This window comes from Nesterenkonia rhizosphaerae (assembly GCF_039544555.1).
GTDB lineage: Bacteria > Actinomycetota > Actinomycetes > Actinomycetales > Micrococcaceae > Nesterenkonia > Nesterenkonia rhizosphaerae.
Map to the genome: position 1 here is coordinate 964871 of NZ_BAABLW010000007.1, position 13482 is coordinate 978352.

The 13482-nt window shown below is 60.4% G+C and carries 10 protein-coding genes; 7 read left to right on the forward strand and 3 right to left on the reverse strand.

Features of this window, described 5'->3' with window-relative positions; translation table 11 throughout:
* Positions 1–57: 57 nt before the first annotated feature.
* Positions 58–702 carry a hypothetical protein gene (locus ABEA23_RS10085; RefSeq protein WP_345477875.1) on the reverse strand — a complete coding sequence of 215 codons (645 nt, stop codon included), beginning with the start codon at positions 700–702 and terminating at the stop codon, positions 58–60.
* A 1096-nt stretch (positions 703–1798) separates the two neighbouring features.
* Between ABEA23_RS10085 and ABEA23_RS10090 the strand changes: the two genes are divergently transcribed.
* The 6 genes from ABEA23_RS10090 (at position 1799) to thiL (ending at position 9599) form a co-directional block, all read left to right on the forward strand.
* A complete protein-coding gene (locus tag ABEA23_RS10090) occupies positions 1799–2164 on the forward strand; it encodes a nuclear transport factor 2 family protein (RefSeq protein WP_345477876.1) in 366 nt (121 codons plus the stop codon).
* Between the two features lie 138 nt (positions 2165–2302).
* Positions 2303–2548, forward strand: a complete 246-nt coding sequence (locus ABEA23_RS14250) for an alpha/beta fold hydrolase (RefSeq protein ID WP_425577207.1) — start codon at positions 2303–2305, stop codon at positions 2546–2548.
* A gap of 331 nt (positions 2549–2879) precedes the next feature.
* Positions 2880–3191: a MazG nucleotide pyrophosphohydrolase domain-containing protein gene (locus ABEA23_RS10095; RefSeq protein ID WP_345477877.1), complete on the forward strand. Its 312-nt coding sequence runs from the start codon at positions 2880–2882 to the stop codon at positions 3189–3191.
* Between the two features lie 180 nt (positions 3192–3371).
* On the forward strand, positions 3372–5810 hold the full coding sequence (locus tag ABEA23_RS10100) for a helix-turn-helix transcriptional regulator (protein WP_345477878.1): 2439 nt from the start codon (positions 3372–3374) through the stop codon (positions 5808–5810).
* Complete coding sequence (locus ABEA23_RS10105) at positions 5807–8434, forward strand: helix-turn-helix transcriptional regulator (RefSeq protein ID WP_345477879.1); 2628 nt, start codon at positions 5807–5809, stop codon at positions 8432–8434. The genes ABEA23_RS10100 and ABEA23_RS10105 overlap by 4 nt, the downstream gene beginning before the upstream one ends.
* A 31-nt stretch (positions 8435–8465) precedes the next feature.
* The gene (thiL, locus tag ABEA23_RS10110; protein ID WP_345477880.1) at positions 8466–9599 is read left to right on the forward strand and encodes a thiamine-phosphate kinase; all 1134 of its coding nucleotides are present in this window, start codon (positions 8466–8468) and stop codon (positions 9597–9599) included.
* A 31-nt stretch (positions 9600–9630) separates the two neighbouring features.
* Here the strand turns inward: thiL and ABEA23_RS10115 are convergent, their stop codons facing one another.
* Positions 9631–10971, reverse strand: a complete 1341-nt coding sequence (locus ABEA23_RS10115) for a UDP-glucose dehydrogenase family protein (protein ID WP_345477881.1) — start codon at positions 10969–10971, stop codon at positions 9631–9633.
* Between the two features lie 96 nt (positions 10972–11067).
* On the reverse strand, positions 11068–11892 hold the full coding sequence (locus ABEA23_RS10120; protein ID WP_081652469.1) for an IclR family transcriptional regulator: 825 nt from the start codon (positions 11890–11892) through the stop codon (positions 11068–11070).
* A 97-nt stretch (positions 11893–11989) separates the two neighbouring features.
* Between ABEA23_RS10120 and leuC the strand changes: the two genes are divergently transcribed.
* Positions 11990–13459: a 3-isopropylmalate dehydratase large subunit gene (gene leuC, locus ABEA23_RS10125; RefSeq protein ID WP_345477882.1), complete on the forward strand. Its 1470-nt coding sequence runs from the start codon at positions 11990–11992 to the stop codon at positions 13457–13459.
* Positions 13460–13482 lie beyond the last annotated feature (23 nt).

A 13482-nucleotide genomic window follows, 5' to 3' on the forward strand; every position in this document is an offset into this window, starting at 1 on the left:
AGAAGACAACGGCTGAGCATATTGTCGTCCTATTGTTCTAGCAACGGCGGAGAGTTCTCAGTAGCTCTTTTCCCAGAGTTCCCAGCCAATAGTCTCAAGGGCGTCAGGCATGCGCTTCTCCCACTTCATGCTGTTGCCAGGGTTAATGCGCGTTTCCCAATCGTGCGCATTTAGACGAAGTGTGAACACGTCTTCGTAAACTCTGTCCTCACGAAAACCTCTCCACATTTTCCAAGAGAGCCTCCGGCTTCCGTCCGCGTATGCAAGTTTGACTTCGAGTACTTCAGGGAAGGCGTCAACATAGGTGTTCTTGCCGTCAACAAAATGTCTGACAGGATTAACCAGTCGTTGTCTCGGTGCGAGAACCTCTAGGAGCTCGCTGTAACGTGTGGAGATTGACGTGGCTGCTTTCGTTCCTCTTCCATCCGCTTTCGCGCCTTCCACTGGTAGCTCAGGGTTGAACTCCACACGTAGATTTCGAGCAGCGGTCTGTCCATAGTTGCCAATCACGAGATAGAGGACTCCATGCACAAAGGTAGGACCAGGAGTTAACCACGCGGTCACGATGGGACGAGTGCGCTCTCGGCTATCTTTCCGGCTTTCACTAAGCGACCAGATCGCAACCAGCGCTGTTAATACTGTGGCGACTGCGCTCACAGAGGCGGCAACAAGTGCCCACGTCGCCTCTTCCCAGTTTTCCATGTTTCTCTCTCCCGTTGAGATACCTTGTAGCTAAAAGTTAGCCTGATCTGACTCCACTCGCCGGGAAGGAGAGTGTTCCTGACCCGAATGTCACTGGGTGCCTGCGAAGACAAGTACATCTAGTGGTCGCGCTCGAGTGAGATCCTGTACTTACTTCTCAGAGATAACACGCCGGATGCGCTCCTGGAGCTCTTCAAAAGTCATTCCGCCGCCCGGATTGGCTTCGATCTCAGCTAGCCCTCTGTCGACTGCTTCCTTCTCGTGCTCTTGGACTGAAGGATCGTCGGTGGCGTTCCAGCTCTCATCTGTGTGGTCTGTTCAACCAGCTCGTCGTGCGGAATGAGCCCAACCAGACAAGTAGAAGTGATGCAAACGGTGACGAACTTCGTGCCCTGTCGTGGTCGGGAACTCGCTGGAGACAGGTGGGTGATCGAACATTACGACTGAGGATGAGGTGCAGCCTGCTGTGGCTGAGTTTCAAGCCGCTTTGGGGAGCGTGGATCTGGACCAGGGCAGTGCTGGCCTGCCAGTTGCGTTCTCCGGGGGGCGAATGTCGCGGTCACATGTGCAATGGCTGGTTTTCGTGCAGCTCCAGATTCGCTCTGGTTCTCTCAAGATTCCCGAGAACACGGTGCAGCAAGGGATGAGCGAGTCTTCGTGTTCATGCAGAAATGGCTGGTTTTCAGCGCATGGGCTCTTGAGGTTCCCGTTCCTGGTCGACTTGGGTGCGAAACCAGCCATTCGACCTGGTGAGGACAGGAGCTTCTGGATTTGACGGTGACGTCATGTTCGGGTCAAGACAGTCCAGTTGAAAACGATATAGCGCCTCCCAGCGAGTAGATCGCCGGTCTCCCGTGATGGGGGTCTGCGTGATCTGGGGGTTGAAAATGGCTGGTTTTTTGGCTGGTTTTCTCGCTCAGAACTGCAAAACCCCTTGTCAGAAGGGGGTAACTGACTCCCCGCTGGGGTCACAAATCAATACAAGACGTGAAAACCCCAGGTCGAGACCGGACCTGGGGTTTTCACGTATCTGAATTGAATCATCGAATGTCTGCTTCGCACCCTTGAGCCTTCCCTACCTGGCTAGTATGGAGCCATGAGCATCGATGAGCTGCTGGAGTTAGAGCACAAAGGATGGCAATCATTGTGCTCCAGCTCAGGTGCGGACTTCTATGGACAGCTCATGACCGAAAACGGGGTCATGATTCTCTCCCACGGTTTTGTCCTCACTCGCGAACAGGTCATCGAGTCGCTAAATGAGGCGCCACCCTGGAGCAAGTATGAGATCACAGAAGAGCGGCTCGTTTCACTAGATGAGTCCTCTGCAGTCCTTGTCTACAAAGGCACTGCTTGGCGCGATGAAGCAGCCCCTGGGTTCCGGGCATTGATGTCCTCTGTTTACGTGCGACGCCAGAACGGATGGCGATTAGCGTCCTACCAGCAAACTCCCATTCCTGAGTAGGTCCTGCCTTCATTTGCGGAACTGGGGAACCAACGTCCGTGCACATGATCCTTGCAGTCGGGGGTGTGGAAGCTGGCTAGCGTGGAACGTGAGAAAGTCCGGCTCTCGGTCACGGATTTAGGCGGGCACGGCTCACCCGTGCTCCTGTTGCATGGTCTCGCTGGGTCATCCCTTGAACTGCTACCTACCGGCAAGATCCTCCTAAGGACCCACCGTGTGCTGCTGCTGGATCAGCGAGGCCAGGGCCGCAGCACCCGCCGGCCAGCGGATCTTTCACGAGAAGCGTTCGTGGCGGATGTGGTTGATGTCCTTCAAGAGTTTTGTCCAGGCGAGAAAGTCCATGGGTGCGCATACGGCGTTCCTGGCCGCCCACGCCAGACCTGATCTGGTGAGTCAGCTAATCATGCTGGAAGGCCACGTCGCGGGCGGAAAGGAACCTGAAGATTCTCAGGCAATTGGGGAGTATTTCCGGACCTGGCCGAGGTTCTTTGGCAGTACGGATGAGGCGAAGCAGACACTTGGTAATTCTCCGCTAGGCCGGGCGTGGACGGCAGATCTTGAAGCGACGTCTGAGGGACTCCAACCGCGGTTCGACGCCGACATTATGGAAAGCACAATCGCGGCTGTTCACTATCCCAGATGGCAGGAGTGGGAATCGCTGACGGTGCTGAGTGGGTCCAAGTCCTCAAAGAGATTCTCGGGATAGGGTTGCCAGGTGGACATTTCGGAGATGACTGAGGCTGTGGAGTCGGTCTCCCAGGGCTACGCGGATAAGTTCGGGATCGAACGCACTGATCACTGGTTCATCCTGAAACTGCAGGAGGAAGTCGGTGAACTGGTTCAGGCCTATATGAACCTGGCAGGTATGGGCCGGGAACGTGGTTTGTCTGATCCCGAGAAACAGCAAGCCCTGGAGAATGAAAGCGCCGATGTTCTCGCCCATGTGCTGCTGCTGGCGAAGAATCATCACGTAGACCTTCAGGCCGCCGTCGAGCACAAATGGCTCAGCCGAGCCGAGAGCAGATGAACGCAGAACGCCCGACCACTATGTCCTATGTCGGGAATTCCGGTGGCAGAAACCTCTCTTAGGGCGATGAAGTCACCTTGACACTCCGTGTATTATCCTGATAAATGACGTTGTGCTGAAGCCCGTTCGCTCAGTGGCCACAGATTAATTATGCGGTGGACGTGTGCCTAGGAGGCCCACATGGCCAGAATAGAGTCTGTTCGACGCGCCGTAGAGCACTGTGTCAACGTTCAGGCTCCGCTACTTCTGCTGGTGGGACAATACGGTTGTGGATTCGCTGACTTTATCGGCGAAATGGAATTTCAGCTGGGTACAACTTTTGCGATTTGTCCTTCTTCTAACGTTCCCGATCACGCGCTGCAGCGCCGGCTTCAGGTTCTGGACGAGCGCAAAGTGCCTGATCCGCGTGCTGCCGCAGCCGAGCTGCGTCGCTTAGCCAGCCCTGAGGGCAGTAAGGGCCCTGGGATGCTGATCATTCCCAGAGTGGAGCTGTTGGATGACGAATCATTCAGCGTGGTGGATCTGCTGGTCCGCGAGCAAAGCGTGGGGTTGGTTCTTACCTGTTCATCGGAGTCCCAACTGGGGTTTGGTTATGCCAGGGCGCTTCAATCGCGGCGCGGCCTCAAAATACGTATCGAACCCCTCGGCTTCGAGGAGGCGGAGGTGATCCTCCGAGAGGCACTTGGTCACTCGCCGACTGCTGCACTGACCGAATTCATGCTTCGGGCAGCTGGATCCACTCCCCACGAGGTTCGGCGGTTGGCCGTCGCCGGCCGTGCAGATGGCTGGATTGTCCCGCGCGACGGTCGAAGTGCGGTTGTGCGTTGTCCTGCCTGGATGGACCGCAGCGCCGCTGCTGACTTCTGCCGAAGCCTGGAAGCGGATCTAGGTCCTGCTGCCGTCGGTCTTCTGTATCTGGTCGCGGTGCGCGAGCGTATTCCGCTGCGGGAACTCCTCGACGATGAAGCAACCCGCAGCGTGGTCTTTTGGCTCCTCGAGGCGGGGCTACTTCGCAGCGAAGGCCCTGAAGTATGTCTGGGACGAGCGAGCTTCCGTCACCACTTGGTCTTGGCGGCTCGGGATTATCGCCTCCAGCAACCCTCTACGACGGCTTCTTGGGTGCTTGCCAGCAGGGCCCGAGGAAATCACATCGATGATGAAACAACAGTGGCTGCGGCGTACCAGCACTTAGAACGCGGCCTCCTGGAGCAAGCCAGGTTCCTCGCAAGTGGATTGGCCCCAGACAGCGCTGAGTCGGGATGCATCGAAGCGAACATTCTCGCCGCATCCGGGGCACCCCGGTCCGCGCTGAAGGTCCTAGAGACTCAGCCGGGATCTCAGCCAGGTCAGTCCGAGGACCATGCGCTCGCCGCATTCATCCGTGGCGCCCTCTTGGGCGCCGTCGGCCCTGCCGATACTGACGTATCGGATTTCGCTTCCCGCTTGGCGCATTTTGATGACTATGCGCCGACTCAGTATCTGCGCGCATTCCCACCACCTCCGCACCAAAAATCTGATTCGTACATTTCCACAGAACGGCACGGCGGGTTAGGGAAACTCGATCTTGAGCTGCTGGGGCGCGTTGCGTCAACAGCGTTGGACGGTTATGCCGCAGCAATCGCCGGTGACACAGAGCGAGCTTTGTCCTCGCTGAGAGAGACGACGAGCGTGCCGGCCTCCCAAGTGCCGCTCCTCGGTCTGAGTTGGATCTATGAACGAGTTGGTCTTGCCCGCATTCTGATTAACCCGACCGATACACCGCTACCAGAGTCTTGGACGAAGGACGAATCTCCTGAGCGCCGGCTCCTCCACGCGGTCACCGATCAAACCTTGAGCGTGGTGCGCGGCGTGGCATGCGGGAAGGAGACGACGGATCTTCGACCCGAGATGGAAGACCTATGGACGCAGTTTGAAACCGGCCTCCCCGTCGGAAGTATCTCTCGTCGCCTTTTGGAGGCCCTGGATAGGGTGTTGGACAACACCCGCTCAGTGGAGCTGCTTGGCCCTCCTGACTTGGTCCCGCCGGTGCTCGCCCGAACATTCCGTGATGCGTGCACCGATACTCTCGTCCTGCTGAGCGGGCTGCTGCAGGCTCCGCCTGACACCCTTGCAACATCGATTGAGGACGCCTTCAACGTGGCCCCTGATGTACCGGGAATGAGACGTTTGGTGCTGCGAACAGTGTTGCTTCGGCGCGCGGCATCGCTACCCCCTGACGTTTTGCAAGATCTCATCGAAAAAGCAAGGGGCGCAGATGTTGAGGACGAAGTCCTTCAGCCTGCGCAGGTGCTAGCGCTAGGCGGGGAGAGCCGCCGTCGCATCCTCGCATCAACCATGACAACAGCCCAGGGATTCCGGTTCTGTACTGCGGTGCCCCGCCCCGAACACCACGGAGCCGCAAAGCTGCACCCTGCAGTTGAAGAGCTGCTTACTTCCCGGGAACGCGAAATCACGCAGCAGCTGATGGTAGGTGCCCAAACTGCCGATGTCGCGCGCGAACTGAAGATCTCGGTGCGCACCGTTCAGACACATGTGCGCAGCATCTATCGCAAGCTCGGTGTTGCTTCCCGAACCCAGCTGCGCGCCAGGATACTAGGCTCTTCAAGGAGCGTGTCTTGAAGGATTTTCCGTGCACCCTGGTTCTTGACAGCTTCGATGCCGCTGCAAGGATTGCTGACGCAATGCTTTCGCTGCCCAAACGGCAGAGTATTGTCTTACTGCTGCCATGTCTTTGGGGCGCCGACGACGTCGTCGAAGAACTGTCAGCCAGCGTCCCTGTGCTGCGCGTGGACGGAGCAATCGGAGAAGGCTCCGGATCCTGCCCATTAGCCGTTGCGCTGAAGCATGCTGATATCGCGATGGATGATGGCACGCCCCAGGCATCAGCCCAAGCGCTGCGGGTATGGGCGCGGCAGGAGTCTGAACGTACGGGAGACTGTCCCGTCGTCGTCATTGAATCCGCGACGCTGCTGGATCCGGCAGCCGGAGAAACGCTGGTCGAGGCCGGACTCGCCGATGCTGTGCGGCTAGTTCTCCTGCTGCGCACTGAAGCAGAGACCCCCTCTTTTGTGCAGCCCCTTCGACGTGCCGGACGCCTTGGCATGCTCTCATTTGCCAGTTTGACTAACGCGGCTCTGTCCCATGCAGTTGAAACACATCTGGGTGCACCTGCCTGTTCCCCCACGCTGCAACGTCTCAGTGCCCTCAGCGGCGGTCATCCGTTTCTCGCAAAGCGGGTCCTGGAGGCCGCCGTCCAGACCGGAGTGCTCAGGCGCAGCGGAAACGTGTGGACGTGGAGCTTCGATGAGGAGCCGCTGCAGCAGTTGCTCGGCCGTGACGTTGGAGGAATTCTCGGGGGCTTGGGGCCCTCCGAACAGGAACTGCTCGTTCTGGCGGCCATCAGCGGGAGACTGCCCGAGAGCTGGGCCAGCACACATTCTGGAGAAACAGTGGTGCTGAGCCTGCGTCAACAGGGGCTGCTTGCACCTGATCGTGTCACCCACCAGGGGTTTCTAGACTTGCGTGTGACGGCCGAGGCGTTGGTTACGGCTGTCAGGATCGCCTACAGCCCAAGGGAACTCATTCGACTCTGGTATGACGTAGGGCGATACATCCCCCCAGAGGAGGGAGGACCTGCTTCGGAGGCTGCACTTTTATGGTGGGCTGCCCGGGCCGGTGTCCGTGGGGAGGTCGAGCGGGCTGAACGAGCCAGCCGACTCTGCATCGCCCGAAGCTGGTACCAGCCTGCCTTGGACATCGTGGACGCGGCGGAGTCTGTCACTCCTGCGCTGCGTGTACTGCGAGCCAGAGCGCTGCTGGCCACAGGCCAGACCGAAGAATCCAGTAGGGAGCTCCGCTTGTTTGCGGATCACAGCCGAAACGAAGGCCCGGGGGGCGATGCATCGGAGGCCTACCGACAAGCGCGCCTATTGGCTTACCGGATGTGTCTTTTCCAGCCAGAAATTGGTCGCTCGGTGCTAAGGGACCTAGATTCGCTCGAGCAAGACAGCACTCCATTTCTCTCGCGCATTCAGGAGCTGACCTCGTGCGACGATTCGGATATCTGGCTCAGAGAACTGGCACAGATTCGTCTGCACGCGGACTGGGACGAAGTTGTCGTAGCCCAACTTTGGGTAGGTGCTTGGCTCGGCCTGCGCCAGCATCCGGCCCTGGGCCGCTTAGTGTTGGCCTCTCTTTGGGATGATCTGGTTCGGGAAGGTAAGCATCCAGACATTGAGGATGCAGCCGTCGCGCTCATGCTGCTGATCGCGATGGCTCATGACTGGCGAACAGATGCGCTGCGGGTCGAACTGCGCACCTGGGCGAGCCGCCCGACGCCAAGTGTCTCTTTGCAAGGTACTGCGGACCTGGTGAGTGCCCTGGTTGCCATGCAGGAAGACAGAATGAGTTCTGCCCTGCGCTACGCCACCGCTGCCCGTGAAGCATTTCTGCTGGGTGACGCCTATGGCCTGGCTCGGTGCGCTTCATCGTTGATCGCGGCTACTGCTTCATATGTAGACACGCGCATCGCCGATGAAGCACATCAGGAGCATCGCATTCGATATCCCGTAGACAGCCCCCAGCTCGGCCTGCCGCATGTAGATCTGTTCGCCACAGGTCTGGCTCTCATTGGCAGCGGCCTTCCTGCTGCCGAAGTCTGCTCACGGCTCATACAGCTGGGATCGCAGGCACGAGGCGAAGGGGAGTGGGCTCAAGAGCAGCAACTGCTGCTATTGGCCTTGCTGGGGCGTTCGGCTCAGGCAGTCAATTGCGTGCTGGCTGCTCCATGGACTCAACGGCACGGTAGAACAGCGATGATCGTGATGCTGGCAGCTGCGATGGCCAGTCACAGTGATCATGAGGCACTCGATATTGCGTCCGCGCTGATCGATGCCAAAGCTACATTCTTCGGGCTTTCCATCATCAGTGCGTGCTGGGAGCAGAAGTACGGGATGTCACGACGGCATAGGGCACAGGCGATCCGTCTGGTCCTCGAAGCCAAAGAGCACGCAGTTGAGCCATCCTGGCTTCTGTCTACCTTCACGGACCTGCAGTTGAATGAACGTGAATGCGCGGTTCTCAGCGGCCTACAACAAGGTCTCTCCACCCGTGCCATCGCCCGATCACTGGATTTGTCTCCCAGGACTGTTGAGTCCACCATTTCCACACTGCTGCACAGATTCGCGTGTGACAACCGGGTCGAACTAGTCTCCCTGGGCCTGCTTTCCAGCGATAGCGGCTAATCTGCTGGCGCTGCCCGGATAGGCTAAGCAGATGAATATCGCGGAGCTGACCGGGGATGAGGCGCCGATGACCGTGGGGCGGGTTGGTGAAGAGGTCGTGCTGGAAACCCTGCGGGCCGCCGTCGATCCCCATAACAGCGCCGTGACCGGCACCTCCATGGACCTCGGACCAGGTGACGACGCCGCCCTGCTCACTGCCACGGCTGGAGCTCAGCTTGTGCTCACTACTGACACCATGAGCGAAGGCCAGGACTTCCGCCGTGAATGGTGGCTCGGGTCCGCGGAACTCAGCGCGACCGCCGGGGAATCGGCCGAGAAATGGGCCATGGACGTCGGCACCAAGGCCGCCGCGCAGAATCTCTCCGATATCAATGCCATGGGCGCAGTTCCCACCGCCTTGCTGGTGAGCCTGACATTGCCTGCTGACCTACCGGTGCAGTGGGTTAAGGACTTCTACCGCGGTGTGATCCGCGCATGCCAGCAGCCCGGGGCCCAACGCTGCGTGATCGCTGGCGGGGATCTTGGCACCGGAGATCAGATCTCGGTGACCATCACCGCAGTGGGAGAGCTCCCGCGGGGGGCTGAAGGCCAACCGGCCGGAGGCCTGCGCCGCAGCGGAGCAACCGCGGGGGATGTGCTGGCCATCTGCGGCCCCCTCGGACGCGCCGCAGCCGGACTGGCGTTCCTAGAAATGCCCCGCGATGAGCTGACGGATCCGGAGAAACTGCAGCACCTGGACCAGCACGCCGACCTCCTGGCGCAGGTCTTGACTGCCCAGCAGCGCCCCACCCCGCCGCTGACTGCCGGGCCGGCGGCGCGCGCTGCCGGTGCTACCGCAGCAATGGATATCTCTGATGGCCTGCTGCGTGACGCCGGACGCCTGGCACGTTCCTCAGAGGTGCGCATCGAACTCGACGACGACGCCCTGCTGGCTGAAGCGCGGACCCTGGAGCCCATCGCCACCGCAGTGGGCAGCACCCCTGATCAGGCACTTTCCTGGGTGCTCAGCGGGGGTGAGGAATACGCACTGCTGGCGAGCTTCCCCGCCGTCGTGGAACTGCCAGAGGGGTTCCGGCGGATAGGGACTGTCGCAGACGCCAACGGCGCCCCCGGTGTGATCACCGGAAGCGCCGTTGAGAGCATTGGCTGGGACTCACTGGCTTAACTGATGCCGGGCCCGTCCCGGAACGACCTGATCAGCCGTTGAACTTGCGTCCCAGCTGAGCAAAGGTCCAGCCTGCGGCTTCCCACTCCGCTGCTGGGAGCACATTGCGGGCATCCACGAACCGCTTCGCTGCCACCAGATCCTGAAGATCTGCCGGGGTCAGGGCCTTGAACTCATTCCACTCAGTAGTCAGGACCACCAGTTCAGCGTCCTTGACGGCCTCGGTGAGTGAGTCCACATACCCCAGGCGGGGGTAACGCTTAGCAGCGTTCTTATTACCCTCAGGGTCATAGACCTGGACATCAGCACCAGCGTTGAACAACCGGGCAGCCACATCCAGGCCAGGAGCATCACGGACATCATCAGAAAGCGGCTTAAAAGTAATACCCAGCACCGCGATCTTCTTCCCCACCACATCCTGGTCCAGCAGCTCAAAGGCCCGGGCCACGGCTTTCTTCCGGCGGCGCAGGTTGATCTGATCAATCTCATCCAAGAACTTCATGGAGTGATCCAGACCCAGCTCCGCTACCCGGGTCTGCAGGGCACGGATGTCCTTAGGCAGGCAGCCGCCGCCGAAGCCCACACCGGCGTTGAGGAACTTACGACCAATACGGTCATCAAAACCGATGGCATCAGCCAGGGTGCTGATATCACCGCCCACAGTCTCGGTGACCTCAGCGAAAGCATTGATGAAGCTGATCTTGGTGGCCAAGAACGCGTTGGCCGCGACCTTCACCAGCTCAGCGGTCTCAAAATCTGTAGACACCCATGGTGTGTCACGTCCTAGGGCCTCGGCATAGACCTCACGCAGCTTCGCCTCATCGGCCTCAGTTCGGGTGCCCACTACCAGGCGGTCAGGACGCAGGGTGTCCTCCACGGCGAAGCCTTCGCGCAGGAACTCCGGGTTCCACGCCAAGGACAGCTCCACACCGGGGTTCTTCTGCTGCTGGACCAGGTCATAGAGTCGGGCCGCGGTACCCACCGGGACGGTAGACTTGCCCACAATCAGGGCACCGGACTTGGTGATCGAGCGCACCAGTGAGGTGGTGGCTGCATCCACATAGGTCAGATCAGCGCCGGTGCCGCCCTTGACCTGCGGGGTGCCAACGGCGATGAAGTGCACATCGCCCCAGGCGCCGACCTCGGACATATCGGTGGTGAAGCGCAGGCGCCCGGAATCGACATGCTTGCGGATCAGTTCCGGCAGACCGGGTTCGTGGAAGGGCAGCTCACCGCGGGATAGGGAATCGATTTTCTCCGGGTCGACATCAACGCCGATGACGTCGAAGCCGAGCTCGGCCATACATGCTGCATGGGTCGCACCCAGATAACCGGTACCAATAACACTGATATTCAAAGTCACGCGCCTCATCATACTTCTTCGGTTCGGACAGAACTCTTCAGGTTCGTCTCGTGTATCTCAGGGCTGCTGGGCCTGACACCTGCTGTAAGTGGCGAACGAACCGGGCTACCTTTTAGCTGGCGGTTCGTCTTTCAGGCCGTGGTCGCCGTCGGGACTCATCCGCACCAGCTCGGTCAGCTGGTGTGCGGCAGCCACGACGACGCCGGCGAACTTCCGCCCGGGCTGTCGGGTCAGCCTTTCGATGGGGCCAGAGATGGAAACTGCGGCGATCACCCGTCCAGAGGGTCCGCGCACCGGAGCAGAGACAGAAGCCACACCGGCCTCCCGCTCACCCAGGGACTCACCCCATCCACGGCGTCGCACTCCGGCCAGCACTGTGGGAGTGAAGCGGGCGCCCTGCAACCCGTCCACCAGACGTTCGTGGTCCTCCCAGGCCAGCAGGACCTGGGCTGCAGAACCTGCCTTCATCGAAAGCTGGGTGCCCACCGGGATGGAATCGCGCAGACCGATGGGGCGCTCAGCCGAAGCCACGCACACCCGGGCCTCGCCCTGGCGGCGGAACAGCTGAGAGGATTCACCGGTGGCATCGCGCAGCTTCAGCAGGATCGGGCCAGCTGCAGAGACCAGGCGGTCATCACCAGCAGCCGAAGCCAGCTCCGCCAGTCGCGAGCCGATCACATAGCGCCCGCGCACATCCCGAGTGAGGAACCTGTGGTGGACCAAGGCGCTGGCCAACCGGTGCACCGTAGGACGTGCCAAGCCCGTGACCTCTACCAGTTGCGCCAACGTGGCAGGCCCGGCTTCCAGCGCGTCCATGATCATCACGGACTTATCCACCACACCGATACCGGAAGGGGAGTGGAGTGGGCGTGGCGGATCCGGCGGAAGGGCGGTTCCTGCAGAGTGGGGGACAGGTGGGCGTTGTGGCATAGGAGGAGTTTAGCCCTGAACCACCTAAGTATCTCAAATAATGAGACCTCACATTTCAGGTCTAGAGGACTGCCCACTTCGGTGGTTCTCTAGAAGCATGGCTGAGACAGCACTGACACTGGCGGAGAAAGTATGGCGCGACCACGTCGTCGTACGCGGCGAGGATAAGGACGGAGAGCGGTCCCCGGATCTGCTCTACATCGACCTGCACCTGCTGCACGAGGTGACCTCCCCGCAGGCTTTCGAAGGTCTCCGTCTCGCCGGACGTCCGGTGCGCCGTCCAGACCTCACCATCGCCACGGAGGATCACAACACTCCCACCCTGGAGATCAACAAGCCGATCGCCGACCCGATCAGCCGCAAACAGGTGGATACCCTGCGGACCAACGCCAAAGAGTTCGGCATTCGGCTGCACTCCCTGGGCGACGACGAACAGGGCATCGTCCACGTGGTCGGCCCGCAGCTGGGACTGACCCAGCCGGGTATGACTATTGTCTGCGGGGACTCGCATACCTCCACCCACGGAGCCTTCGGATCCCTGGCCATGGGCATCGGCACCTCTGAAGTGGAACACGTGCTGGCTACCCAGACCTTGTCCCTGAAGCCCTTCAAGACCATGGCCATCACGGTCAACGGCACTCTGAAGCCCGGAGTCAGTTCCAAGGACATCATCCTGGCCGTCATCGCCAAGATCGGCACCGGCGGTGGACAAGGGTATGTGCTGGAGTACCGCGGCAGCGCCATCGAGCAACTTTCCATGGAAGCTCGGATGACTATCTGCAATATGTCCATCGAGGCCGGAGCGCGGGCCGGAATGATCGCCCCTGATGAGACCACCTTCGACTACGTCAAGGGCCGTCCCCATGCGCCGGAGGGCGAGGACTGGGACGCAGCCGTCGAGTATTGGCGCAGCCTGCGCACCGATGAAGGTGCTCAGTTCGACGCCGAGGTGGTGCTCGACGCCGATACCCTCGAGCCCTTCGTCACTTGGGGTACCAACCCCGGGCAGGGCGTGAGTCTCAATGACTCTGTGCCCAATCCGGCAGATTTCCACGATCCAGTGGACCGCGAGTCCGCCGAGCGTGCGCTGAAGTATATGGACCTGGCCCCGGGTACTGCGATGAAAGATATCCGCGTGGACACCGTCTTCCTGGGTTCATGCACCAACTCGCGGATGGAGGATCTGCGGGCCGCCGCAGAGATCATCGAGGGCCGGCAGAAGGACCCCGATGTGCGCATGATCGTGGTCCCGGGCTCGCAGAAGGTCCGTCTGCAGGCCGAGGCCGAGGGCATCGACAAGATCTTCAAGGACTTCGGCGCAGAGTGGCGGTTCGCCGGCTGCTCCATGTGCTTGGGCATGAACCCGGACCAGCTGGCCCCGGGGGAGCGCTGCGCTTCCACTTCCAACCGCAACTTTGAAGGACGCCAGGGCAAAGGCGGCCGGACGCATCTGGTCTCACCGGTAGTGGCTGCGGCCACCGCTATCCGCGGGACTCTTTCGGCCCCTGCGGATATCGATCCAGTCCCAGCAGCGGGCGCAGACTCCGCTCGCCTTTCGGCCGCCTGAGGGCGACCTTCACACGTGTTGAC